Origin of the sequence: Spirosoma pollinicola, from assembly GCF_002831565.1 — a bacterium.
In the GTDB taxonomy this organism is placed as follows: Bacteria; Bacteroidota; Bacteroidia; order Cytophagales; family Spirosomataceae; genus Spirosoma; species Spirosoma pollinicola.
Genome location: NZ_CP025096.1, coordinates 6,318,569 through 6,343,434, shown reverse-complemented (window position 1 = coordinate 6,343,434; position 24,866 = coordinate 6,318,569). Strand labels below are relative to the sequence as shown.

The following is a 24,866-nucleotide window of genomic DNA, read 5'->3' as shown; positions in this document are numbered from 1 at the left end:
ACAGCAGGTAGAGTCGAGCCGTTCATTACCATTTCATTACGCACTATAGCCAGGAAATAACACACTCAAGAGTCCGCTTTTTTTGCTACTTTTGTTCTCATATAGTATCACACATAGCCTTAGACATTTCTCACATGAAATTCATAGTTTCCTCGTCTGTACTGCTTAAAAACTTACAGCATATTAACGGCGTCGTAGCCACGAATCCGATTGTTCCTATCCTCGAAAACTTCCTGTTTCGCATTGAAGTTGGGCCGGACTTATCTGGCGGAACACTTACCGTGACGGCGTCGGATTTACAAACGACGATGACCACGCAGATTCCGGTAGAAGCCAGCGAAAGCGGCTCCATTGCCATTCCGGCAAAATTACTATTGGATACCCTCCGCAGCCTGCCTGAGCAACCCGTTACGGTCAATATCGATACCGAGACGTTTGGTACCGAAATCCTGACCGATAACGGTCGGTACAAACTCTCCGGCGAAAACCCGATCGACTTCCCGAAACTGCCAACTGTTAACAAAAATATGTCGGTCGATATGTCGTCTGATATATTGCTCAGCGCCATCAACAACACCGTTTTTGCAACCAGCACCGACGATCTGCGCCCAGCCATGACGGGGGTGTTGCTCCAACTGAACGACGATAATGCCACGTTCGTAGCTACCGACGGCCACCGGCTTATTCGCTATCGCCGAACCGACCTGAACGCGTCGGCCAGCACATCGATCATTATTCCCCGGAAGGCACTGCAACTACTGAAGGCTTCGCTGCCCGAGAACGTACCCGTTACGGCTGAGTTCAGCCAGGCGAATGCGTCGTTCACGTTTGGGCCAACGCAGTTGATCTGCCGCCTGATTGATGAGCGTTTCCCCGATTACGAAAACGCCATTCCAACCAACAATCCGAATGTGATGACCATTGGCCGTACCGACCTGCTCAATTCCCTAAAGCGGATCATGATTTACGCCAACCGCACCACGCACCAGATTCGGTTATCGCTCAAAACCAATTCGCTTACGATCTCGGCCGAAGACCTCGATTACTCCAACGAAGCCAACGAGAAGCTCCTCTGCGATTACGACGGAGATGCAATGGAAATTGGATTTAATGCCAAGCTGATGGCCGAAGTATTGAGCAACCTGAGCGCCAAAATGATTTCGCTCGAAATGTCGGCACCAAACCGCGCCGGTTTGCTTATCCCCGCCGATAAAGAAGAAAATGAAGACATCCTGATGCTGGTTATGCCAGTGATGTTGAATACATACGCTTAAAAACGAATGAAGAATGAAGAGTGATGAAGTGATGAATAAATAGCCCATAACCAAACGGCACTTACTCATTGCTCTTCATTCTTCATTCTTCATTTTTCATTTATGCCCACTCCTACCGTTTCCACCAAGCGCGGTCCCGCCCTTGTTTTTATCTTTATCACACTTCTCATTGATGTTACGGGCCTGGGTATAATTATCCCGGTTTTCCCGAAACTGATTGAACAACTCATTCACGGCAACATTAGTCAGGCGGCCAGTTGGGGCGGTTGGCTATCGTTTTCCTATGCCGGTATGCAGTTTCTTTTCTCGCCAATTCTGGGTGGGTTGAGCGACCGTTTCGGGCGTCGACCCGTGTTGCTATTCTCGTTGTTCGGCTTTGGGTTAGACTATATTCTTCAGGGCTTTGCTCCTACTATTGAGTGGCTCTTTGTCGGGCGGTTACTGGCGGGCGTTACGGGAGCTAGTTTCACCACGGCAACCGCTTACATCGCCGACATAAGCACGCCCGAAAAGAGGGCACAGAATTTTGGTATGATTGGAGCCGCCTTCGGTGTCGGCTTTATTCTTGGTCCGGCTGCCGGTGGATTTCTGGGGCAATATGGCCCTCGTATACCGTTTTTTGTGGCAGCGGGCTTAACGATGGTCAACTTCCTGTATGGCTTCTTTATCCTGCCCGAATCGCTTGCTCCCGAAAACAGACGCCCGTTCGACTGGAAACGGGCCAACCCTATCGGGTCGTTAATGGGATTGAGAAAATACCCCGTTATTCTTGGTCTGGTAACGTCGTTGGTCTTGATTTACATTGCCGGATTTGCGGTGCAGGGCACCTGGACGTTCTATTCGATAGAGAAATTTAAGTGGGACGAAAAGACCGTTGGTTTTTCGTTGGCGGCTATTGGTCTCTCCTTTGCTATAGTACAAGGGGGCTTGAGCCGGATTATTATCCCTAAACTGGGTCAGCAGCGATCCGTCTATGTTGGACTGATGTTCAGTGCACTCGGATTTGCGTTGTTTGGGATGGCCACCCAAAGCTGGATGATGTTTGCCTTTATGATGGTGTATGCGACGGGCGGTATTGCGGGACCGTCCATTCAAGGTCTGATTTCGAACCAGGTGCCCGCCAATGAACAAGGTGAATTGCAGGGAGCCTTAACCAGCTTAACCAGCACAACGTCCATTTTCGGGCCGCTCATCATGACAAATCTATTCTCGTTTTTCACCTCACCAGCCGCTCCGATCTACCTGCCCGGTGCACCCTTTTATCTGGCCGCTGTCCTAATTTTAATCAGTGCGGGTTTAGCCCGACGCGGGTTAAAACGGACAATGTAAAGGAAACAATAGATAATGTAGAATGAATAATGTAGAGTGAGCAATAGACAAAGACTTGAAAATCAAGACTTTATCTATTGCTCACTCTACATTATTCATTCTACATTATCTATTGTTTCCTTTACTCCATCCCGTCGAAAAACAGCGTGTCAATTTTGCCCAGCGAATTCAGGGTAAACCGGGCTCTGGCTTTACCATACCACGCCTTTTTATAGGGCCCATAAAACGTATCGTAGTGCCAATGTGGAAGGCTGGCGATCAGCGCATTGTCATTTACATTGATGGCTAACTGATTACCAGTCACACTAATATCCGCTTTTCCATAGAGTGGACTCGTATAGGTTCCGGCATATTGACTCAGGGGCAACGATGGCGATGTGTTTAGCACACGTTTGGCATCAAAATCCTTTTGTGCTTTCTTACCCTCTTCTCTAATCGTCGAATACAGCACCTTAAACTCGGCGCTCCAGTCGCGGTTACCTCCCAGCGCAAACCAATCGAAAGCCTTGTACATCAGCGCATGACGAAGTTCGGCGTGGTCGTAATTCCCAAATACATAGACGCCTAGTTTCTCGTCCGGCAACAGTCCGATTATGGCCGTCAGCCCCGACAAACTACCGGTATGAAAGTTCACCTTTTTGCCCTTATAATCATGCTGATACCAGCCCAGTCCGTAGGTACGCCAGTTGGGTTTCAGAAGTTGCATGGTGGGGTATTCGTCCTCCGGAAAAAAGGTTTGTGGCGTAAAGATTTCGGTCCAGGTTTCGGGCTTGAGCAAACGGCCTCCACTGTATTTGCTACTGTCGAGCATGCAGATCATCCACTTGCTGATGTCGTCGGCTGAGGACCAGACCGCGCCCGCCGAACCAACTTCGCTATCGGTACCGTATTCAATTACCTTAATGGTATCGTTGATGTTGTAATGCGGTTTCGTGACGTTGGCATCGGTTATGTATCCCCGCTTGGGGGCTGTGCGGTTCATACCCAACGGAAGGAATATGCGCTCCTTTATAGTCTCGGCCCAGGTCTTTCCCGCAATGCGCTCGATGATCCGACCGGCGGCTGAATAAAAGGTATTCTGATAGGCAAATCCGGCCCGAAACGGGTAGCTTGGCTTCACCAGTTCCATACGACGGAACATTTCATTCACTGTAATGGTCATAGCCCCTGTCATAAAATCGGTACTACCAACGCCTGTGTCGTGAATGAGCAGATCACGAATTTTCAACTCGCGTGTTACGTACGGATCGTACAATTGAAGTTCGGGGAGGTATTTGGATACGGGGTCGTTCCAGGCAAGTTTGCCTTCATCGACGAGCATACCCACTAATGCAACGGTCATCGCTTTGGTTGTCGATGCGCAGGCGAACAACGTTTGGGTGTCAACGCGTTCGAATTTATCTACGGTCAATTCGCGAACGCCGTAACCCTTCTCGAAAATGACTTTGTTGTCTTTAACGACGGCGATAGACAAGCCCGGCACGGCCCACTGTTTCCGGGCGGCCTCTACGTAGGCATCAAATTCCTGAATCTGTTTTGGGGAGATCTGCTTTTGCGCCAAAGCAGTAAACGTAGTACTCGCAAAAATAAATAGAAGTACTTTTCTCATGAAAGCTCGAAACATAGTGCGTTATCGAAGATGCACCTATAAATAAACCGGCACATCTTCGAAAGCGCAATATATTCACAAAGCAAATACCACATTGAACTTAAGAATCATAGCATCTTCGGTTTTTAGGCCCATCAATGATGGTCGTTCGATGTTATGGTCGCTCATGTTTACAGGAAACTCGCCCGTAATCGTCATTTTACCACCCGCATCCTTACGCGTTGCGTTGAGCGTTGCGGGCTTGGCTACCCCATGAAATGTTAGCGTACCTTTAGCGACCAACGTTCCATTATCCCCCGCTTTCACATCTGAGCTCACGAAGGTTACATTCGGGTATTTGATACCTTCGAGCACCTCAATAGCGTGCGAATCGCGGTTATTGTTATCACTATCGAATGAGGCCACTTTTAATGACACAGCTACCGTTTCGGGTAGTTTGGTCTCGTCATTGTAAATAATGGCGCAGTTCACATCATGACTTACGCCATCCCACTTATGGAGCGGGTGTTTGGCCGAGTAAGTGATGGTCGATGCGGCTTTATCAGCCACCAGTTTCCGCTTGGCCATAGGGGTGACAAAGGCACAAAGAATCACCATAGCCAGCCAGCAGCTATACTTAATCGTCTTGTTCATGTTCTTAGAAAGTTATGGCTAGAATTGACGCTGCATAGGCGCCAAATGTGGTGTAAGCGGCCGCTCTGTGGATAGGTTTTAGCGATGAGTTATTCTCAATCATACCAGCCAGAATATTGGTAGCGATCATGCCCGTCAGGTGAACAATGGCCAGATACTTATGCAGCTTGATCGACGTAAATCCCTTGCGGGCACCCACTATTGGCGGGGGCGCCGTTAGCGAAAGGGCTAATGTAGTTCCGTAGGTAACATTAATAAACGTAGCCGATCGTTCATGCCATTTCTTCGTATCGACATAATCCTGTCCTTTCGCATTATATAACTTCGCACCCAATAGACCTTGTGCCACGAAGCCCGCCAGAGTTATAAAACCGCCAATCTGATGCGCCACAAGCATGGTACGCCGAACCTTTAATTCATGAACGCGACCTTCCGACGTTAGCGGAGCAATTTTCATAGACCGAAGCAGGCCATGTGGTCCCCAAAATGCCCGTTGCGTAAAGATCATTTTGTGCGGCAGCAAATCGCCTTCCGTCTGGGTCGTATCAGCCAGTCCGGCTAATAGATCATTGGCCGAAGCATCCGTGGTTGTCGGTGCAATAACGGTATCCCGGCGCACGGCTGTCGAATCCTGAGCTCGAATCGAACCCACGCCAAGCGATAGTAACAAAGCAAAACAAAAATATCTCATCCGAAAAGATTTAACGATTTTGGGTAATCAGCTTCATAAAAAGCCTAGCTCCAACCCTGTGGCAAAAAGTTACTGTTCAAGTAAGCTCTCTTAAGCTTTAACTGTTAATGTATTCCCATCCGCGCTTAGCGTCGTTTTATACTGCGTTAGTGCCCGGGTGGCCGGGCCAACATCCACAGCTCCGGTCAGGCTATATTCTGACCCATGGTTAGTGCAATAGATGTCATCCTGAGCTGCGCGATACTCTACCGTTGTTCCTTCGTGGGTGCAGGCTTTCGATAACGCGATTAATGAACCGTCTTTCGTTTTAGCCACTATAGTGCTCCCCACGATAGCAAACTTACCAACGGTTTTTAGGTTGCTATAGCTGGTCGTTGAGAGATCGAGGGTGTAATTAATTGCTCCGGCCGAGGCATCTGCATTACCTGTAAAACCTGTTGTTCCGGTGCCAGTACCGGTTCCTGTACCCGTTCCGGTAGCCGGTGCCGGATCGTTACTTTTCGAACAGGATGTGAGCGTTGTTCCCATGCAGTAAAACGCCATTAAGGTTGCGCTGCTCAGGCCCAGGCTACGCAGAAATTCACCGCGCTTCATTTGATCAGTTGTTAGGTTGCTTTTCATCGGTTGTTGGTTTAATTTATTTCGTGTAGTTACAATAATTGTCCCACTAAGCAGGGCTTAGCAAAAAATGGATTTCTATAATTTGTATCGGATTGAGAAAAATGCGCCGGTGCTTAACAAATCGACTTTGAAATAGCCGACCCCTTTTAGCGGCATCTTCAGGAAAGGTTCAACCTGCCAGGACAACCGTTTGCTAATCGCTCGCTCGTAGCCGGTTGATATATTGAAATGACTGAAGCCATAGCCCCCCGTTTGGTAACTGGCTGGGTGAAGGTAAGAAGGATAATTGAATACATAATCCTCTTGTTCCATGTAATAGCTAGTCACTCCGGTGGTGAGAAACCATCGACTGGGCGATAGCCCGTTCTGCCTCTGCTTTATAATCGCATCGAAGCGCACGTTAATTGGAATGTCAATCATATTACATTGACCATCAACGCTCAACGGCTTGCCCTTCCCCGCCCACGTACCCACTGGTGCAGTGTATTCAGACGAACCATCTATGCGGTAGATCTTCGTACTTTGAATAACACCAGCCTGTATACTCCAGCGTGAAGCCAATCTATATTCCAGCATCACACCCACGTTTGTGCCAGGACGAGCGAAATTCTTTAAACCTACCGAACTTAAATCGGGTGCAACGGCGAGTCGAACGCTGAACCCTCGCTCTCCTGGGGGTTTTGGTACAACTATGGGCAACTCAACCAACTCAGGTTCAGGCACAGCCTGAACAGGGCGCCCAGTAAACGGCAACGCTTTAGACCAGCGGGCGGGCCGGATTGCCAATTCATTTACGTCTGGCAATCCGGCTGCCTCTGCCTCATCGTTGCTAGGTTGGATTGTAATTTCTGTTGTATTCGGAATATCTGCTTTGTTCCGTTTTGAGGCATTGCGAACAGACTTCTCGCGGAACAATGACGGCGTGAACACAGCATTATTGGACGCAATAAAAGGCCTGGTTCTTCTTATACGATTTGCTTTGCTCTGTTTTTTAACTGAGAAACGTTCCTGTATACCTGTTTCCGTCCCTTGTTTATCCATGGATGCTCCCGTTGAGCCTTTACCCGCCAAAGTGGCGGTTCGAACAGGAGCGGCATCGATAGGATTAACCTTTGCACGAGCGGTTTTCAACCTATACGCTATCTTGCTTTCAGTCGTTGCATTGGGCGCGGTTTTCTTACCCAATTCGCTCACGAAACCCGCAGACGGCTTAGTCGCTTCGGTGCGGGTATCTCTACCTGCGTTCTCAGCTACAAGCCCCGGCAGCACAGCCGGTTGATTTTTGTCGTCAATCGACTGTGCCGCAAGGCCGGTCGGTGTGGTTTGTGCGGAGTCGTTTTTTCCTTGTTGGGCTATCCCTGGTTTTCGCTCCTGCATTACCGTCATCGGCATTTCTGACGATATGCCGGCATCCTTTTGAGCGGGCGCAGGTGTTTGAACTGGTGCAGAATCAACGTGGGTAAAATCAGCCCGATAGATATACATACCACCAATTGTCAGCAATAAAAGCAAACAAACGGGCACCCCCCATCGAAGTAAATTTTTCCAAAGCGGTGTTCCACCAGACGCTGGACTATCATGCGTATCCAAGCGAATTTTCATATCCTGCCAGGCCGCAGGATCGAATGGTGGATCAAACTCTTCAGCCGATTTTCTGAAGAGCCCGTCCAATTGGTCATCGGTTAGCTCTGACATACTCATCGTTGTTTAAGCGCTTTACTAACAAGCGTAGATTCTCCCGTGCCCGGGCCAGATTCGACTTCGACGCGCCAACTGAAATGCCAAGTTGCCCGGCAATTTCCTCGTGCGTGAATCCATCCATAACATACAAATTAAATACTAGTCGATAAGCCGGTGACAGCCGCTGAATCAATCCCATCAAATCTTCATGAGCCAGCTGACTAAAGGCATCAGCTGATTCTGTAGCGACGGTCTGCTCCACCTGATCAACATCTTCGTGATGATGATGGCGTACCTCTTGTCTATAGTGATCTATGGCCGCATTAATCATAATGCGCCGAAGCCAGCCCTTAAACGGCTGTGCCGGGTCGTATTGGTCCAATCGCGTAAACACTTTCAGAAACCCATCGTTCAGCACTTCCATCGCACCATCGCGTGTGGGTGCATAGCGTAAACAAACACTCATAGCGTACCCGTAGAACTGCCGATAAAGCAATTCCTGACTCTTCCGCTGGTTGCGTAAGCAGCCAGCCAGTAAGTCGGTTAGAGCAGGTATGTTGGGCGCGTTGGACAAAGTAACCTTATTAGTAAAGTACGGCTCTCGATTTACGACAGTTCATTCTGGTCAGTCAATTGACCCTATCAATCTATTCAACACCTGTTTATAGCAAGCTTAAACCGACACTTTTTTAAATCAATTTGGTGCAATAGGTGAGGTTGTATTAACAACCGGCCAAACACCTGGTCTTGGTACACTCACCCCTTTGGTATTGCCTCTCGTCGATTGGTCAGGACCGAAATAATAGAGTGGCCAGCCTTTATAGGTAAGTTGAGTTTTTCCAACCGCTGTAATTGTCGCAAAATCACTCTTTTCCAGAAGAGAAGGTATTTCGCCTATGGTTGCTTTTTCGAAAATAGGCCAGGTAGCATCATTACTCAGATCCGCTTTTGTATAGGTATTCTTTTTGTTTTTATCAAAAGCAAACGCGTATAAAGTACGTCCCACACTGTCGACTAAAAATAGTGAATTTCCCGTTCCTTCTTTCGTATCAAACGTATAACTTTTCCCATCATTGCCAACCAGTTGGCGTGAGGCCAGCATGACCGAGTAATTAGGTTTGGCAACCATCCAGACATTACCAACTTTATCGCCGTTGATATCGCCGGCCTTCGCGTCGTTCTTGAAATAATAGAGTGGCCAGCCACGGAAAGTCGTTTGCTTGTTTCCATCAGCCCGGGTAATTGTGGCAAAATCAGCAGCTTTCAACCCGTTGCTCAATGTTGGCGTTTCCTTGTAAAAAACTGGCCAGGTGTCAACGCAACCGCCCGAGCAATTTGACGTACCAGCCACATCTGGCGCAAAGAAATAAAGCGTTTTCCCCCCATTGCCAGTCATGATACCCCCAAGCGGAGATGTTTTGAGCGAGACATCCGGCGAGACAATTGTTGGATTTTCCTGATCACAACCGAACAAAGCGACCATCAACAAGCCCGTTAAGAGCACCAATCGATTAATATAAAGACAATTTCTCATCGTGTTAACTGTGTTTATGACTCATCGAAAGGAGAAAGGTCAAAGAGAGACAGAACACTGATCGTTTTCAGCGTTTATCTTCATTCTTTATTTTTCACCTCAGATGAATACAGATAGGGAAAGGACAGTTGAACCGGTTCGTTTGTCAATACGGGAGGTTTTTGTAACAGGTTGCGTTGCGCATGAAAAAAACTCAACTTTCTTCATCGGCGCGTCGGTCGGCGCGGATTTCGGGAATAGTGTCGGGGTCAATCAGGCCGAGTGAGGCTGCATGTTCGGCGGCTGCAACGGTATCTTCTACAAGCAACATAGGCACGTTGTGGGCTTCGGCGGTTCGGATGAGTTCGCGAACGGCTTCGTCGCGCTGATCGGTCGATACATCGCGAATATAAACGGCCAGAATCCGGCCCGGATTTTCGCGAACAACCTGCGAATAAATTTCGGGATCCTGCTGCCCGCTGTCGCCGATGAGCACAAACGGAAGTTGCGGGTTTACGTCCAGCACTTTCCGAATCATGCCCAGCTTATGTGTGTGATGGCCCTGGGATGAAAATAACTTGCTGCTTAAATCAAGATCCCGCAACAGAATAGGCCCCTTGGGAATACCCTGAATACGGAAGAAATCGACCAGCAAATCATAGAGATTCCAGGGACTGCTCGACACGAAATAGATTGGATTGAACAGCGTCGTGACCGGCCCACTCTGCAACGCCCGGTAAAAAGCGGCAATTCCCGCAAATGGCAATCGGGTGTAGGCATTTCCCAGAAACGTAAGCCGGGCCGTTTGCAACAGGTTGGTAGCATCTGTTACGAGTACTGTATCGTCGATATCCGAAATAACCCCAAAATGGCTATAGGGTGGTGAGATCATCAAATGCCCTTCTTTAACGACCAGCGAATTTTCGATTGCTCCCACGTCGGCAAGTTCAGGTTCGAGTTGCACGACTCCATCCAGCGAGTACCGAACCGGAAACCATGCCCGCCCCACGGGCAAGTTTTCGGGTGGGTTGATGGTAAGGGCAAAATACCCATCGTTATCCGTTATGGCCGTATACTGTTGCCCAAACGCGTCGATGCGCACGGTTACACCCGGCACGTCGCGGCTTCCGAACCGCTGATAAGTAGCCAGAAGATTTTGCCAGAACGTATCCCGGTCGCTTGGTGTACTCAGGTCATGCTGACGGAGAACACGGCCTGTTAGCCAAACGGCCGTTGGACTTCCGAAACCCCGATAATAAATAATTCGATAGGGCTTTTGGGCATCGAGCCGCCCGAAAAGCTTATTCTTAAGTCGATCAAACTGCGTTTCGGCCTCTGCCGATGTAGTCGTAAAAAAATCATTCCAAAAAGCCATAGATCGTGTTTATCAGAACGGAAGTTTACAGGGCTGGAAATCGTTTTTTATGGATGATACCGATGATTTTTCGGCCATCCGGGGGTTTAGTGATAACTTGCATGCAATTTACTTGTCAGCCGATAGTTGACTGTGGTTCGCCCCCCCATTAGCCGAATCGCTTATCACAGCAAACTACTCATTATTAAAAACCATGAGCAAACAAATTGTTTATACCGACGAGGCTCCAGCACCTATTGGACCTTATAGTCAAGCCGTTAAAATCAACGGAACGCTCTTCGTTTCAGGTCAGGTTGCCATCGAATTAGCCCCGAACGGCGATATTCAGGCCGAGACGCAGAAAGTAATGGAAAATATTGGCGCGATCCTGAAAGCTGCCGATATGAACTATGCCGACGTTGTGAAGAGTAGTATTTTCGTAAAGGACATGAACAACTTTGCGGCCATCAACGAAGTATATGGCCGGTTTTTCACCGAGAACCCACCCGCCCGCGAAACCGTTGAAGTTGCCCGTTTACCCAAAGATGTTAATGTTGAAATTTCAGTAATAGCTATTCAATAGTGAAAGAGCGAAAGAGTGAATGGCGAAAGAGTAGCTGACGCATAAGTCACTCGTTCACTCGTTCACTCGTTCGCTCATTCACTCATTCATAATCCCATGTCAAGACCCGTTCGCGTTCGTTTCGCGCCCAGCCCTACCGGCCCGCTGCATATTGGCGGAGTGCGTACTGCGCTTTATAATTATTTATTTGCCCGAAAAATGGGCGGCAAAATGCTCCTGCGTATCGAAGATACCGACCAGAATCGCTTTGTGCCTGGGGCAGAAGACTACATTATGGAAGCCCTTAAATGGGTTGGTATCGAGATCGACGAAGGCCAGGGCACCGGTGGTCCCCATGCGCCATACCGCCAGTCGGAGCGCCGTGAAATTTATCAGAAAGAGGCTCAACGCTTAATTGATGAAGGCAAAGCCTATTACGCCTTCGATACGGCTGAGGAACTGGATGTTATGCGTAAACGGCTCGAAGAGGCCAACGCGCCCGCTGCTCAATACAACGCGATAACGCGCATGCAGATGCGCAACTCCCTGACCATGACGCCAGAGGATGTTAAAGCACGTATGGAGGCAGGAGAACCTTTTGTGATTCGCCTGAAAACGCCCCGCAAAGAAGAAGTTCGGTTAAACGACCTTATTCGGGGGTGGGTCAATGTGCATTCATCGGCTATTGACGATAAAGTTCTGCTCAAATCGGATGGCTTGCCAACTTATCACCTCGCAAATATCGTGGACGACCATTTGATGGGCATCACGCACGTGATTCGGGGCGAAGAGTGGTTGCCATCTGCTCCGCTGCATGTGCTCCTGTATCGGTATTTGGGTTGGGAAGATACTATGCCGCAATTTGCTCATTTGCCACTACTCCTGAAACCAGAAGGCAACGGTAAGCTAAGCAAACGCGACGCCGACCTTGGCGGCTTTCCAATATTCCCGCTGCAATGGACTGATCCGTTTTCGGGTGTTGTGGCTAAAGGCTTCCGGGAAGAGGGTTACCTGCCCGAAGCAACCATCAACTTTCTGGCCCTGCTGGGCTGGAATCCCGGTACTGAACAGGAGTTGTTCACAATGGATGAGCTGATCGCCAGCTTCGATCTGACTCAGGTTCACAAAGCCGGAGCGCGTTTCGATATTCAAAAGGCGCAGTGGTTCAACCATCAGTATATTCGTTTGCAAACCGACGCCGATCTGGCGCCTACCGTTCAGCAACAGGCAGAAGCCGCCGGATTCACTTGTTCGCTGGATAAAGCCGAAAAAATTGCCGCGCTGCTTAAAGGACGCGTCAACTTCGCCCACGAAATCTTTACCGAAGCCGGTACGATTTTCAACGCACCAACGACCTACGATGAGGCCATTGTAACCGCCAAATGGAATGAGGACGCTAAGCAGGCCGTAATGGTTTTCCACGAAGCGCTGCAATCCTTCGATGGCGAGTTCATAGCCGACACCATCAAGCACAGCCTTGGCGATGCCATGCAGCAGGCGGGTATTAAACAAGGCAAAATCATGCAGGCCATGCGGGTAGCCCTAACGGGTTCCGGCGCTGGCCCCGACCTGATGCTCACGATGGAAATTATTGGTAAAAATGAGACGGTAACACGGCTTGAAAAAGCACTGGCTACGTTAGGATAGAGGTAGACTGGCGCGAGTATTTACTCGTGTCTTTACATATAGCCAGCATTCGCTGGCGCGAGAATGATTAACCAATACGCCAGCGAATGCTGGCTGTATGTAAAGACACGAGTAAATACTCGCGCCAGAAATTGTTTAATTTTTAAACTTATAGGCTAAACTCAGGTTTCCGTTTCTGAGATAGGCTTGCACTAATCCGCGACCCCCATGGCAAAGAAAAAAACGAATCCCGACGAAAACGATAAGCCACGCGTTCATAAAGAATTGGAAGGCTTCGATATTCAGATCAACTCGTTCGGCGAAATCACGACGAGTTTCGACATTGATAAGATCAATCAGTTTCTGAACAAAACCGTCGATGACAAAAAACTTCGCCATCGCACTGATCTGAATCTAAAAGGAGACCCGGAACCGGAAGATGCGGACGAGAAATCAGATGACGATCACCTCTTCGATGAAACCGACAATGATTTGCCGGACGACATCAACCAACGCTAAAAGCCTGACCTGCCAAAACGCCCGGTCGGGCTTTTTTTTGTACCGTTTGTCAGAAAAAATAGAAATAGAATGCGCGCCATTTACTAGTTTTCCTCCATAATTGCCTGTTTAGGTTAACCAAAACTGACTATGTACGCTCACGAAATCGACTACAAGATTATTGGCGAAGATATCCAGATCGTTGAAATAGAACTGGACCCCAACGAAACCGTTATTGCCGAAGCGGGCTCGATGTTATTTATGGAAGATGGCATCACGTTCGAAACCAAAATGGGCGATGGCTCGCAACCCGATCAGGGTTTTCTCGGCAAATTATTGCAGGCAGGTTCGCGTGTAATTATGGGCGAATCGCTCTTTATGACGCACTTCACGAATCGGGGTGTTGGCAAACGGAAAGTGGCTTTCTCCGCTCCTTATCCAGGCACAATTATGCCCGTTAACATGGCCAATGTGTATGGCAATACACTTATCGTTCAAAAAGACGCCTTCTTATGCGCGGCTCTTGGCACGAAGTTAAGTATTCAGTTTAACCAGAAGTTAGGCGCAGGTTTCTTTGGTGGCGAAGGCTTCATTCTGGAGAAAGTGCAAGGCGACGGTATGGTCTTTATTCATGCTGGTGGTGTAGTCGTTGAGCGAACACTAAACAACGAAACGTTGCGTGTCGATACCGGTTGCGTGGTTGGTTTTGAGCCAAGTATTAACTTCGACATTCAGCGGGCGGGTGGACTGCGAAGTATGGTATTTGGTGGCGAAGGTCTGTTCTTGGCTACCCTGCGCGGTTCCGGAAAAGTCTGGATTCAGTCGATGCCGATTTCTAAATTAGTACAACGCCTATCGCCGGCAGGTGGACAAGCTCACAAAGAAGGTGGCTCTGTACTCGGGCAGTTAGGGAATTTATTTGAAGGGTGATACAGATTCTGGCGCGGGTATTTACCGCACAGGCGGCCCTGCCGTGCCTTTGTATATAGCAAGCGTTTGCTTGCGTCAGTAAATACTGACTTAATTAAAGGCACGGCAGGGCCGCCTGTGCGGTAAATACCCGCGCCAGAACCTAAAAATCTGTATTCCATTCAGGACATTTTTAGTCCAAATTGTGTTAACCAAAAAAATCAGTTCGGATTTGCAGAGCGTTTTTGCTGTAATCAGGAAAATCCTTTAAATCTTAAAAATCCCGGTTATATGGAAGTTATTTGCACAAACGACAAATTTCCGGCTCCCGTATTGGCCTTTTATGCTGAATTTGGCATACAAACGCCAAAGCGTGACCAGATGTATACGATTCGGCAGGTGAAACGGCACACAACCGGCGACACGGGCGTGTTGCTGAACGAAATCCAGAATCCCGATGTACCCGTGAAACACCCGGTTATGGGCGAAGTCTGGTTCGAGCCTACGTTCAATGTGAACCGGTTTGCTACCCTACTGGGTCAGCCTGTCATGAAGGAAGAACTGGAAGACGTGAATGTATAATTGATAGTCTTATAGCCTTTATGCGTAGCCCGGCACGAAACCGCCGGGCTTTTGCGTTTACTAAGTTGTCAATCTGCACTTTGCCTTATTTACCTGTGATAAAATACGCATTCATTCTCCTGACAGGCCTGTTATTAGCCGCCTGTAGCAGTGATTCGTCCGACAATTATGTACCGAAACCGAAAGGGTTTCCTCGTTTAGACCTCCCTACGCCAGCTTATAAGCTGATCGACCCGACACACCCGTATCAGTTTGAATACAATACCATTGCCCGAATTTTGCCGGATACCTTCGCCCGGTCCGAGCCCGACTGGATTTTCATTAATTACCCAACATTTAAAGCCAGCGTTCAATTGACGTACAAGCCGGTTGGCAACAATGTAACTAAGCTTCGGGCCATGCTCGAAGATTCCTACAAACTGGCAGCCCGGCACAACATAAAAGCCTATGCCATCGAGCAACGAAAAGTACGGTTAAAATCGGGTCTGGAAGCCAGTATAATTGATTTGTCGGGCGAGGTGCCCAGTCAGGTGCAGTTTATCACGACCGATTCCACAACCCATTTTATGCGGGGGGCGTTGTATTTTAACACAGCAACCGAAAACGATTCGTTACAACCCGTTATTCAGTACATTCGCAAGGATATCATGCACATGCTGAACACGCTGAAATGGCGAAAATAGATTGGTGCCTTTGCAGCCGGATATAGGACATACGCCATATCTTGAAGATATGGCGTATGTCCTATATCCGGCTGCAAAGGCACAACCATTCATTAGACTAATCTGTTATTTGAAAAACTTTATCTTCATGAAATTTATCGTCACTCTACTCTTCTGCCTCTCTCTTTCGGTAGCTTTTGCCCAGACCAAAAAGCCTGTTACAAAGGCTGCGGCCAAGCCAACAGCCGTAGCGACCAAAGCCCCCGGACAGCTTATTTATGAACAAAACTGCCTGACCTGTCATCAGGCCAACGGCTCCGGCGTTCCTAATCTCAACCCGCCCCTGCGCCAGACTGATTGGGTGCTGGGCGATAAAAACAGGCTGATTAACGTGTTGTTGAAAGGGCTGCAAGGCCAGGAAATTGAAGGCGATATGTACGACAATGCCATGCCCGCCCACGACTTTCTGAATGATGCCCAAATTGCCGATGTACTCACCTACATCCGCAGCAACTTTGGCAATAAAGCAGACGCCGTAACGGCTGATGAAGTCAAGGCGTTGCGGGCTGTGAAGTGACGTGTGTACCAAATAGCCTATGGCTGTTTGCAAGTTGTCATCTAAATTAAGTTTAGCTCAAACAGCTAGAAGCTGTTTGGTACTTAACTACTTATGTCTGAATCACGCCTACCGAGAACGGTTTCGTAATGGGTGCGTGGTTAGCCGCCGAAATACCTTCAGAGAGAATTTTACGCGTATCGAGCGGGTCGATAACGGCGTCGACCCACAGGCGGGCGGCTGCGTAATAGGGCGAGAGTTGTGCGTTATATTGGTCAGTGATCTTCTTTAGCAGCGCTTGTTCAGCTTCAGGCGTTATGATTTCTCCCTTTGCTTTAAGTGAAGCAACCTGTATTTGAACGAGGGTTTTGGCGGCCGATGCCCCGCTCATAACGGCCATTTGTGCCGTTGGCCAGGCCAGCATCAGTCGGGGGTCATAGGCTTTGCCGCACATGGCATAATTACCCGCCCCGTAACTATTACCGATCACAACCGTAAACTTCGGCACCACGGAATTCGCCATCGCGCTAACCATTTTGGCCCCATCTTTAATGATTCCGCCCTGCTCGGCACGGCTCCCAACCATAAAGCCCGACACATCCTGCAAAAACACCAGCGGAATCCGTTTCTGATTGCAGTTCATAATAAACCGGGCGGCTTTATCGGCGGCATCGCCATATATTACACCGCCCATTTGCATTTCGGTTGGCTGACCCGTTCGGCCTTTTGCTTTCACAACTTTTCGCTGGTTCGCTACGATTCCCACAGCCCACCCGTCAATTCGTGCATAACCGCAGAGAAGCGTCTGCCCATAACCGGGCTTATAGGCATCGAACTCGGACTTATCCACAAGTCTGTCCACAATCTCCTGCATGTCGTAAGGTTTGACACGATCGGCGGGCAGGATCTTGAAAATATCGTCGGGATTTTTCGTGGGCAGAGCGGGTTCAGACCGATCAAAGCCAGCGGTTTCATGGTGTCCAGTTTTATCAAAAATACGCTTGATTGCATCCAGACAGCTTTTATCGTCGGGGTATTTATTATCGACTACACCCGAAATGTCGGTATGAGTAGTGGCTCCGCCGAGGGTTTCGGCATCGACATCTTCACCAATGGACGCTTTGACCAGATAAGGCCCGGCCAGAAAAATAGAGCCTGTTCCTTCTACGATCAGCGCTTCGTCGGACATGATGGGTAGATAGGCCCCACCTGCCACACAACTACCCATAATGGCGGCAACCTGCAAAACACCCATCGCCGACAGGTGGGCATTGTTTCGGAACGTCCGCCCGAAGTGCTCTTTGTCGGCAAAAACCTCGTCCTGTAAGGGCAGATAAACACCCGCACTATCGACCAAGTAAATGATGGGCAGGCGGTTCTCCATTGCGATTTCCTGCGCCCGAAGGTTCTTTTTGGCGGTAATTGGAAACCAGGCACCGGCTTTCACCGTGGCGTCGTTGGCAACAATCACACACTGCCGCCCCGATACATACCCAATACCAACAACCACCCCACCCGATGGACAGCCGCCATGTTCGGCGTATAACCCATCGCCTGTGAACAAGCCTATTTCGACAAAGGGTTTACCTTCATCGGTAAGATAAGAAATGCGTTCACGAGCGGTCAGTTTACCTTTTCGGTGCTGATCATCAATTTTTTTCTGTCCACCACCAAGTTGAGTTTGAGCAGTGCGTTGGGCGAGTTCGTCAAGGAGGGTTTGCATGAATGAGCGAGAAGTGCGCCAGTATAGGCAAATAGAAAACCCTAAAGTAAGCCAGTTGTTACCATCCTTGAATAGCGGCTATTAAAACAATTTCTAACAAGACCAGCTCAACAAGGATACAAGTCATTGCCACGTTTCAATTTTCCTCCAATTTATACTGGCTGGAAACAGTAAGGGCACAATTTATAGCTGTGCCCTTACTGTTCTGGTCTTGAGTATTTATTAGTTAGCGGCTACATACAGTTCATTCAGCAGTGCTTTAGAATGAGATAGCTGAACAAATGTTCGATCAAAAGCGGCCCGATCTGAAACTGTTGGTTGGTAAACACCTGGTTTGTTATGCGATTCAAATACCACGGGCAGAACATATTCGCCAGCGTAAGTAGATTTCTGAGTGGGCAGTTGGGCAACCAGTCGATTAACTTCTTCGATAAAGGCGTTATCGATAGAACCCATTTTCAACAACTTAACATCAGCTACCTTACCTTCCTTTGTAATAACAAAGTCGACATACACCTTAGCCGTTCTTTCCGGCTGATGAGCCAGAGCCGGGTAGCGAATTGACTTCAGAGCTTGACGAAAAGAAAGATCGGTGTTTAGTGAAGATTCGGCCGCTTGTGCCCAGGATAGAGAAGCGGTGAAAAGAGTGATGACAAGACTTGCCAGTAATGTTTTCATACGATTCGAGAGTTAAAAGCTAATGAGTGAAAATCGACACAGAAAAAGGACAAAGGGGTTTATCCATGAAGATGCCTAAATAGCGCATATTCCATAAATTGACCCTGTTATATACTCAAACTACATATCAATCTTACTGCTTTCTTAACTTTCTCAAGTTGGTATCGGCTACAAAGACTTATTTCGTCGAATCTGCCCGACTTGTCATACCGGTTGAACTGGCAGGCTGTGTCTCCGTTGGGGCAGGCTTTTCTTTTCGTCCAAAAAGCGAGAAATGCACATAGCGTTTGGGGTTCTCGCGCAGATCGGTCAGGAGTTTTTCGAGGCTGGCCGTCGTTTTGTTAACATTAGTGTAGAGGGCTTCGTCGGAGGTGAGCTTACCTAACGAACCGCGTCCGTTATTGATATCAGCCAGAATATGCTGCAAATTATCAACTGTTTTATTAACACTCCCAAGCGTCTGTTTCAACTGTAGGCCCTGAAGCGAATCAGCGAAGGTATCGGCTTTGGCTAAAATGGGCTTGAGCTGTTTTTCCGTTTCGATAAGCGACGACGACAGTCGGTTCACATTGGCGAGTGTTGCCTGCAAGCCCGCCCGGTTCTCCGCAATTGTCAAACCCAGGGTTCCAACGGCTGCATCAGCACTGCGGAGTGTCTTGTTCAACACAATACCTGTCTGGTCAAACTGAGCCACCACATGATTGAGTTGGTAGGTCAGAGAATCGACGTTATTAAGTACGGGAAGGGTTTTTTCCCGAATCAAAGCCGACAATCCCGATTCTTTGGCAGCCACTAACATGCCACCATCTTCAAGTTCAGGTTTTCCATAGTTGATGCCAAGTCGAATCAGTTTCCCGCCCAACAGGCCATCGTCTGCCAAAACAGCCCTTGAGCCCTGCGTAACGATAATATCTTTTTTAAGCTCCAGAGTGACCAGCAATTTATTTTGCTTATTCTGTAATATCTCGATGCTTTTTACCTGACCTACTGTTAACCCATTGATTCTAATTGGGTTAGAGGCTACCAATCCATCAATATTATCATAAACAACCTGATATTTATGGGTTGAGGAAAAGAAGTCAGAACCTTTCAAAAAATTAAATCCAAAATAGAGCATCATCAGCGAGATGACAGCCAATAAGCCTACTTTTACTTCTTTCGAAACTTTCATGCGTGTGAGAGGGTGAATGGCCTGGTTATAAGGCCAATTCGATTAATTGACCTTATAACCAACTTTAAGGCTTGTTTGTCCCGCATAAGTTGGAAAAAGGGTAAACGGTCACAAGTAAGAAAGGAATGGTACTCCACACTTCACTAGTTTCTCATGCGATACATAGCCGACTAATTGGCTATTCGTTCGCTTCAATTTCCTGCTTATATTGTAGAAAGGCTTTGTAAATAGCGGTCGAAATTTCGTCCTGCCCTTCATCTGATCTCAGGAAGTCTTCTTCAGTCGGGTTAGTCAAATAACCCGTTTCTATAAGTACACTGGGCATTGTTGCTTTCCAGAGAACAATAAAACCAGCCTGTTTAACACCGTTGCTTTTTCGTTCGGCATTATGGCGAAAGCTACGCTCAATTTTTTCGGCAAAATTGATGCTACTACCCATAAAGGCATGTTGGTAATTAGCCAGCATGATGGTAGCTAGCGGAGAGTTCGGGTCAAATCCTTTATAAGTCTGTTGATAGTTTTTTTCCTGCAGGATTACCGCATTTTCACGCCGGGCCACATCCAGGTTTCGCTGGGTTTTGTGTAAACCCAGGGTGTAGGTTTCTGTGCCATTCACCTGACTACTAGATGGGCTTGCATTGCAGTGAATAGAAATAAATAGATCGGCCCGATTTCGGTTAGCTATAGCTCCCCGTTCGTATAAGTCGACAAATTGATCTGATGAACGTGTATAAATAACCCGAACATTTGGATGCTTATTCTTAATTTTCCGCCCTAATTGAAGAATCAGTGCCAGATTGATCGCTTTCTCTTTCGCATAGCGACCATGTGTACCGGGGTCTTTCCCCCCGTGACCTGCGTCGAGCACAACTGTGCGTAATTGATTTGGGGTATCGTCAGATGCCGTTTCTGTTTCTTGCACACTGGACTGGCGAACCGGATCCTGCGCTAATTCGGGCGATAAAGCATCCGGACGGGTTAGTGCCAACAAGGGTATAATAAACAGAACCACTGTTGTCATTATTCCGGGAGACGTTACCAAAAGCCGGGTGCCGGTTGATTTAATAATTTTTAACGACCAAAAACGTTTCAAAGCGGTAGCGGAGTAACTGTTCGTGAATACCTTTGTAAGCCATAGACTTAACGGTCTTTTGGCAAATATAATTTTTTTAATAAACCTGAAAAAAGCATACTTTATTTTGCGGCCCTCCCGGATACGACCAACATGGATAAAGGCTTTAGGCTCCTTTGTCTGGCTACTCTGGGCGTTTAGCGCGTTAGGGCAAAGCAATCCAACGCCCCAACAGCCCGCCAAAGGCGGCTTACCACCTGCTACCGTTCCGGCACAGCGGGTGCCGGACTCTAAATCTATACTAGCCAGCGACAGCACGCCACCACCCGCATCCACCCAAAAGCCGGCCGGCAGAGTCGTTGTTGGGCCATCGTCGGGCACGGTCACGATGCCCAATTCGCAAACAAGTCCAGCTGGTGCAAGTCAGGAAAGCGAATTAGAGCAGAACCTTAACAGAAACTACTCAACCCCCAATAGGCTTGGCACGGGTACCTCAAGGCAAATTAAGCCGCTCCCTACCCCGGTAGCACCCTCCACGCCGGCTACTTTCCCCGCAGTTCGTTCACGTCAGACGAATCAGGTCATTGCCGTGGTCGACTCTACACCCGTCAGTCCTGTTAAGTTGCCGCAGCTGGTCTTGTTACAACCGAAACCCATTCAGTTAGCGCAACTGTCTGGCAATTTACCCGTTGACTTTGTTGAGCCTCAACAAAACGTGCCTTTACAGAGCGGCATTGCTGCCGAATTGAGGCCCAAAAAGACAAATCCAGTTGCCAGATTACTAACGAACCTTTTTCATCGAAATAAGTCTAAAGAAGCAGCATCGACTGCTGCCACAACATCACCCCGCTCACAAACAAGTGTAGCTGCGCGGTCGAAGCCAGCCAAACTGGATCCATCCAAGCCGGGACTTGTGTCGCCGAACGAAGTTCGTCCGCAGGGAACCACCGGCCCAGCCCAACAAACGGCCATTAGCGCCGATTCTTCCTTGGTTGCGCTGAGTGACTCATCCCAAAAAGACTCGGTGCAAAGTGCCGATGCTTTTAAGACTACGGTCAAATACCAAGCCAAAGATTCAACATTCTACTCAGCCGATGGACGAACTGTTGAATTATTTGGCGATGCCAGCGTTGTTTACGGCGACATTTCGCTCAAAGCTGATTATATCCGGCTTAATTACCTTACCAATGAGGTGTATGCCAAAGGCCGTTATGATTCGACTGCCAAGAAACTGATTGGCAGACCCATATTTCAGGATGGGGAAGGTAAATACGACGCGAAAGAGATTCGCTATAATTTCAAATCCCGAAAAGGCCGGATTCAGGGGGTTATTACCCAGCAGGGTGAGGGCAATATTCGCGGGCAAACAGTCAAGAAAGACGATGAAGATAACCTTTACATCGGCAAGGCAATTTACACGACCTGTAATCTGGCAACTCCCCACTTTCACATCAATGCGAGTAAATTAAAGGTTATCCATAACACACAAGTGGTGGCCGGGCCTTTTAATCTGGTCATTAATCAGATTCCGTTGCCTATCGGTTTACCATTCGGTTTTTTCCCGTTTCCGAAACGGAAAGAGATTGGCGTATCCGGCATTATCGTCCCGCAATATGGCGAAGAACCCAACGGGCGTGGGTTTTACCTGCGCGATGGTGGCTATTACTGGGCCGTTAACGAGAATCTGGGTCTGCAATTTAAAGGGCAGATTTATTCAAGGGGTAGTTGGGGACTGGGCCTGTCTTCGGCCTATAACAAACGGTATCGCTACAGCGGTAGTTTGAATCTGCAATTCAACCGGAACCGCTCCGGCGACCGGGTCGATAAAACCCAAACACCGCGTAATGACTTTTCCTTTAACTGGGCGCACTCACCGGTGCCGCGAGGGAGAGGTAGTTTTTCGGCAAACGTAAACGTTAGCAGTAACAGCTATAACCAGTTTAACTCATACAGCACGCAGTCCTATATTTCCAACGTGGCGGGTTCATCGGTGCAATACAGCCGCACTTTTGGGCAGTATGTGCGGGCGGGCGCCAACGTGCGGGTAAACCAGCAATTTGGGCAGGTGAACCAGATAACGGGCGTTCGCGAAAATGGGAAAACTGACGTATCGACAAACTTCAACTTTGGTGTGAACCAGATTTCACCGTTCGCGCTCAAAGGTGGAACGGGTCGCTGGTACGAAAGTTTCCGGGTAGGTTTGGATGTGAGTGGGTCGCTGGGTGTCAACAATACCATTAAAACCCAGGTCGATACAACGGGGCTGGGCTTCCCTATCCTCACCCAGATAACGACTGTTAATGCGCTGCAACGCTATAATGACAGCCTTCGGCGGGCCACTAATCTGCGGTTGGGTATCGTTGAACCAGACCCTACCCTAATTGCTTTCAGTGCTGCCAATGCAGCCCGAATATGGCAGAATCGGGTCCTGCAGGCGCAATATAGCATCCCTATTTCGCTGCCTAACGTGAAGCTGTTCCGTTACATTAACCTGACCCCCGGCTTTTCGCTACAAGGAAATATTTTTACTAAAAAATTAAAATACACCTACCTGGCCGACCAGAACGCAGTAAAAATTGATACGGCCAAAGGCTTCTTCCCGTCGTACAACTTCTCGGTCAACGCCAGTATGAATACTCGTTTTTACGGTACGTACTTCATCCGGGGAAAACGAATTGAGGCCATCCGGCACACGGTTGCGCCATCTATTTCATTCAGTTACGTACCTGATTTTACAAATCCTTCGTTTGGTCAGTTCCAGGTTTTGCCTGCTGAGGGTGCCCTGGCCAACCTGCCCCTTTATCGTCGTACCCTATCGGTGTTTCGCGGATTGGGCGGCACATCGGGGAGCGCATCGAGCACCCAATCGGCATTTATCTCATTCGGGATTGTAAACCAGTTGGAAATGAAAGTCCGTACCCGCAGCGATTCGTCGGGTCAGGAGTTCAAGAAGATCCCTATTTTCGATAACCTGAGTATTAACGGCAGTTATAATTTGCTGGCACCGGACTACAAACTATCGCCCATTGCGGTGAGTGCCAACACGCAGATTTTCAAGAATATAAGTTTCAATTTCTCGTCTACTTTCGACCCTTATGCCGAACGGCCTTATGGCGGAACAGCACAATACTACTTCCCTACAACCTATTCTGTTCTAACGCCATTGTCTTACTCGCCTTCTCTACTGGCCTTAAACGCGCAGGCGCCTTATATTAATCAACAATACACGCGGGTACCTAATTTATATGCGTTTCAGGCAGGACAGGGTTTATTGCGTATGACCAATTTGCAGGCCTACGTGAGTGCCCGTTTTGCGCCAAAGCAGGCCGACAAAAAGAAGTCAAGCCCGAACGCAAACGATGCGACCATGAAAGCCATCAACAGCAACCCCGAGTTGTACGTGGATTTCAATGTCCCCTGGTCTATGAATGTGAGTTACACATTTGGCCTGACAAGACTGACGCCGGAACAATCGCAGGTTATTCAGGCGCTTACATTAACCGGCGATTTGAGCTTAACGCCCAAGTGGAAAGTTACGATCAGTACAGGTTATGATTTCCAGTTCCGCAGCCCAACACTCACGACCATCGGTGTCAATCGCGATCTGCACTGCTGGGATATGGCTTTCAACTGGACGCCTTATTCGGGTAACAACTTCCGGTCGGGAAACTACTCGTTCGATTTACGGGCGCGGTCGTCTATTCTACAGGAACTTAAACTTAGTCGGCGTCGGAGCTTCTACGACAGAGGTGGATTCTAATCTGGTTACATCTGACCGTAAGCCAATCAAAAAAATACTATCTTGCCCCTTCAATTCTCACCGTAAACGACTATGACTGACCGCGAAAAACAACGTTTGAGTGAACTGGAGGAAAAAACGGCTTATATACTCAAGCGGCAGGACGAACAGGAAACTCGTATGAGTCAAATTCTGGCCCGATTAACCTACATTGAATCCTGCCAACACCGGCTCATGAAACAACTGGGTATCAAACCCGATACCTTAGATACGCTTCAGGCGGCTCAGGACGATGCAAAAGCCATTAACCTGACTGCCCTTCCAGAACAGCGATTGAATTAAGCACCGATAGGCCAGGTTCTTCAGGGTCGCTAAAGACATTTC

General features: G+C 48.4%; 23 protein-coding genes. 11 read left to right on the top strand and 12 right to left on the bottom strand.

Annotated elements, in window-relative coordinates:
- Positions 1-134: 134 nt before the first annotated feature.
- Positions 135-1,274, top strand: coding sequence for a DNA polymerase III subunit beta (dnaN, locus tag CWM47_RS26615; protein WP_100991565.1), 1,140 nt, complete (start codon positions 135-137; stop codon positions 1,272-1,274).
- 102 nt (positions 1,275-1,376) lie between these two features.
- Positions 1,377-2,603 carry a TCR/Tet family MFS transporter gene (locus CWM47_RS26610; RefSeq protein WP_100991563.1) on the top strand — a complete coding sequence of 409 codons (1,227 nt, stop codon included), beginning with the start codon at positions 1,377-1,379 and terminating at the stop codon, positions 2,601-2,603.
- A 121-nt stretch (positions 2,604-2,724) separates the two neighbouring features.
- Here the strand turns inward: CWM47_RS26610 and CWM47_RS26605 are convergent, their stop codons facing one another.
- The 8 genes from CWM47_RS26605 to CWM47_RS26570 form a co-directional block, all read right to left on the bottom strand.
- Positions 2,725-4,212, bottom strand: coding sequence for a serine hydrolase (locus CWM47_RS26605; RefSeq protein ID WP_100994065.1), 1,488 nt, complete (start codon positions 4,210-4,212; stop codon positions 2,725-2,727).
- 75 nt (positions 4,213-4,287) lie between these two features.
- Positions 4,288-4,845 (bottom strand): YceI family protein, encoded by a 558-nt coding sequence (locus tag CWM47_RS26600; protein WP_100991561.1) that lies wholly within the window; start codon positions 4,843-4,845, stop codon positions 4,288-4,290.
- A 4-nt stretch (positions 4,846-4,849) separates the two neighbouring features.
- A complete protein-coding gene (locus CWM47_RS26595) occupies positions 4,850-5,536 on the bottom strand; it encodes a hypothetical protein (protein ID WP_100991559.1) in 687 nt (228 codons plus the stop codon).
- A 90-nt stretch (positions 5,537-5,626) separates the two neighbouring features.
- On the bottom strand, positions 5,627-6,157 hold the full coding sequence (locus tag CWM47_RS26590) for a QcrA and Rieske domain-containing protein (protein WP_100991557.1): 531 nt from the start codon (positions 6,155-6,157) through the stop codon (positions 5,627-5,629).
- Between the two features lie 75 nt (positions 6,158-6,232).
- On the bottom strand, positions 6,233-7,852 hold the full coding sequence (locus CWM47_RS26585; RefSeq protein ID WP_100991555.1) for a hypothetical protein: 1,620 nt from the start codon (positions 7,850-7,852) through the stop codon (positions 6,233-6,235).
- Positions 7,833-8,411 carry an RNA polymerase sigma factor gene (locus CWM47_RS26580; protein WP_100991553.1) on the bottom strand — a complete coding sequence of 193 codons (579 nt, stop codon included), beginning with the start codon at positions 8,409-8,411 and terminating at the stop codon, positions 7,833-7,835. The genes CWM47_RS26585 and CWM47_RS26580 overlap by 20 nt, the downstream gene beginning before the upstream one ends.
- Positions 8,412-8,531: 120 nt before the next feature.
- Complete coding sequence (locus CWM47_RS26575; protein WP_100991551.1) at positions 8,532-9,371, bottom strand: hypothetical protein; 840 nt, start codon at positions 9,369-9,371, stop codon at positions 8,532-8,534.
- A 193-nt stretch (positions 9,372-9,564) separates the two neighbouring features.
- Positions 9,565-10,725, bottom strand: coding sequence for an App1 family protein (locus tag CWM47_RS26570; protein WP_100991549.1), 1,161 nt, complete (start codon positions 10,723-10,725; stop codon positions 9,565-9,567).
- 193 nt (positions 10,726-10,918) lie between these two features.
- Here CWM47_RS26570 and CWM47_RS26565 point away from each other — a divergent pair, with 193 nt between their 5' ends.
- The 7 genes from CWM47_RS26565 (at position 10,919) to CWM47_RS26535 (ending at position 16,120) form a co-directional block, all read left to right on the top strand.
- The gene (locus CWM47_RS26565; protein ID WP_100991547.1) at positions 10,919-11,287 is read left to right on the top strand and encodes a Rid family detoxifying hydrolase; all 369 of its coding nucleotides are present in this window, start codon (positions 10,919-10,921) and stop codon (positions 11,285-11,287) included.
- Positions 11,288-11,383: 96 nt separating this feature from the next.
- Complete coding sequence (gene gltX / locus CWM47_RS26560) at positions 11,384-12,913, top strand: glutamate--tRNA ligase (protein WP_100991545.1); 1,530 nt, start codon at positions 11,384-11,386, stop codon at positions 12,911-12,913.
- Between the two features lie 207 nt (positions 12,914-13,120).
- Positions 13,121-13,411: a hypothetical protein gene (locus CWM47_RS26555; protein WP_100991543.1), complete on the top strand. Its 291-nt coding sequence runs from the start codon at positions 13,121-13,123 to the stop codon at positions 13,409-13,411.
- Between the two features lie 129 nt (positions 13,412-13,540).
- Entirely contained in the window at positions 13,541-14,320 is a 780-nt protein-coding gene (locus tag CWM47_RS26550; protein ID WP_100991541.1) for a TIGR00266 family protein, read from the top strand.
- A 270-nt stretch (positions 14,321-14,590) separates the two neighbouring features.
- Positions 14,591-14,881, top strand: coding sequence for a hypothetical protein (locus tag CWM47_RS26545; protein ID WP_100991539.1), 291 nt, complete (start codon positions 14,591-14,593; stop codon positions 14,879-14,881).
- A gap of 95 nt (positions 14,882-14,976) precedes the next feature.
- Entirely contained in the window at positions 14,977-15,564 is a 588-nt protein-coding gene (gldD, locus tag CWM47_RS26540; protein ID WP_100994064.1) for a gliding motility lipoprotein GldD, read from the top strand.
- Positions 15,565-15,691: 127 nt separating this feature from the next.
- On the top strand, positions 15,692-16,120 hold the full coding sequence (locus tag CWM47_RS26535) for a c-type cytochrome (RefSeq protein WP_100991537.1): 429 nt from the start codon (positions 15,692-15,694) through the stop codon (positions 16,118-16,120).
- A 91-nt stretch (positions 16,121-16,211) separates the two neighbouring features.
- Here CWM47_RS26535 and CWM47_RS26530 read toward each other — a convergent pair whose 3' ends face one another.
- The 4 genes from CWM47_RS26530 to CWM47_RS26515 form a co-directional block, all read right to left on the bottom strand.
- On the bottom strand, positions 16,212-17,822 hold the full coding sequence (locus CWM47_RS26530; RefSeq protein WP_100991535.1) for an acyl-CoA carboxylase subunit beta: 1,611 nt from the start codon (positions 17,820-17,822) through the stop codon (positions 16,212-16,214).
- A gap of 222 nt (positions 17,823-18,044) precedes the next feature.
- Positions 18,045-18,500: an energy transducer TonB gene (locus CWM47_RS26525; protein ID WP_100991533.1), complete on the bottom strand. Its 456-nt coding sequence runs from the start codon at positions 18,498-18,500 to the stop codon at positions 18,045-18,047.
- A 178-nt stretch (positions 18,501-18,678) separates the two neighbouring features.
- Positions 18,679-19,671, bottom strand: coding sequence for an MlaD family protein (locus tag CWM47_RS26520; RefSeq protein ID WP_100991531.1), 993 nt, complete (start codon positions 19,669-19,671; stop codon positions 18,679-18,681).
- A 178-nt stretch (positions 19,672-19,849) separates the two neighbouring features.
- The gene (locus tag CWM47_RS26515; protein WP_100991528.1) at positions 19,850-20,692 is read right to left on the bottom strand and encodes an N-acetylmuramoyl-L-alanine amidase family protein; all 843 of its coding nucleotides are present in this window, start codon (positions 20,690-20,692) and stop codon (positions 19,850-19,852) included.
- A gap of 130 nt (positions 20,693-20,822) precedes the next feature.
- Here CWM47_RS26515 and CWM47_RS26510 point away from each other — a divergent pair, with 130 nt between their 5' ends.
- Together CWM47_RS26510 and CWM47_RS26505 are read left to right on the top strand one after the other, a co-directional pair.
- Positions 20,823-24,503 (top strand): putative LPS assembly protein LptD, encoded by a 3,681-nt coding sequence (locus CWM47_RS26510; RefSeq protein WP_394341950.1) that lies wholly within the window; start codon positions 20,823-20,825, stop codon positions 24,501-24,503.
- Positions 24,504-24,575: 72 nt separating this feature from the next.
- Positions 24,576-24,824, top strand: a complete 249-nt coding sequence (locus CWM47_RS26505) for a hypothetical protein (protein ID WP_100991524.1) — start codon at positions 24,576-24,578, stop codon at positions 24,822-24,824.
- Positions 24,825-24,866 lie beyond the last annotated feature (42 nt).

Coding starts and splice junctions, on each gene's coding strand:
- dnaN (WP_100991565.1), top strand. CDS start 135: ATGAAATTCATAGTTTCCTCGTCTGTACTGCTTAAAAACTTACAGCAT.
- CWM47_RS26610 (WP_100991563.1), top strand. CDS start 1,377: ATGCCCACTCCTACCGTTTCCACCAAGCGCGGTCCCGCCCTTGTTTTT.
- CWM47_RS26605 (WP_100994065.1), bottom strand. CDS start 4,212: ATGAGAAAAGTACTTCTATTTATTTTTGCGAGTACTACGTTTACTGCT.
- CWM47_RS26600 (WP_100991561.1), bottom strand. CDS start 4,845: ATGAACAAGACGATTAAGTATAGCTGCTGGCTGGCTATGGTGATTCTT.
- CWM47_RS26595 (WP_100991559.1), bottom strand. CDS start 5,536: ATGAGATATTTTTGTTTTGCTTTGTTACTATCGCTTGGCGTGGGTTCG.
- CWM47_RS26590 (WP_100991557.1), bottom strand. CDS start 6,157: ATGAAAAGCAACCTAACAACTGATCAAATGAAGCGCGGTGAATTTCTG.
- CWM47_RS26585 (WP_100991555.1), bottom strand. CDS start 7,852: ATGTCAGAGCTAACCGATGACCAATTGGACGGGCTCTTCAGAAAATCG.
- CWM47_RS26575 (WP_100991551.1), bottom strand. CDS start 9,371: ATGAGAAATTGTCTTTATATTAATCGATTGGTGCTCTTAACGGGCTTG.
- CWM47_RS26570 (WP_100991549.1), bottom strand. CDS start 10,725: ATGGCTTTTTGGAATGATTTTTTTACGACTACATCGGCAGAGGCCGAA.
- CWM47_RS26565 (WP_100991547.1), top strand. CDS start 10,919: ATGAGCAAACAAATTGTTTATACCGACGAGGCTCCAGCACCTATTGGA.
- gltX (WP_100991545.1), top strand. CDS start 11,384: ATGTCAAGACCCGTTCGCGTTCGTTTCGCGCCCAGCCCTACCGGCCCG.
- CWM47_RS26555 (WP_100991543.1), top strand. CDS start 13,121: ATGGCAAAGAAAAAAACGAATCCCGACGAAAACGATAAGCCACGCGTT.
- CWM47_RS26550 (WP_100991541.1), top strand. CDS start 13,541: ATGTACGCTCACGAAATCGACTACAAGATTATTGGCGAAGATATCCAG.
- CWM47_RS26545 (WP_100991539.1), top strand. CDS start 14,591: ATGGAAGTTATTTGCACAAACGACAAATTTCCGGCTCCCGTATTGGCC.
- CWM47_RS26535 (WP_100991537.1), top strand. CDS start 15,692: ATGAAATTTATCGTCACTCTACTCTTCTGCCTCTCTCTTTCGGTAGCT.
- CWM47_RS26530 (WP_100991535.1), bottom strand. CDS start 17,822: ATGCAAACCCTCCTTGACGAACTCGCCCAACGCACTGCTCAAACTCAA.
- CWM47_RS26525 (WP_100991533.1), bottom strand. CDS start 18,500: ATGAAAACATTACTGGCAAGTCTTGTCATCACTCTTTTCACCGCTTCT.
- CWM47_RS26520 (WP_100991531.1), bottom strand. CDS start 19,671: ATGAAAGTTTCGAAAGAAGTAAAAGTAGGCTTATTGGCTGTCATCTCG.
- CWM47_RS26515 (WP_100991528.1), bottom strand. CDS start 20,692: ATGACAACAGTGGTTCTGTTTATTATACCCTTGTTGGCACTAACCCGT.
- CWM47_RS26505 (WP_100991524.1), top strand. CDS start 24,576: ATGACTGACCGCGAAAAACAACGTTTGAGTGAACTGGAGGAAAAAACG.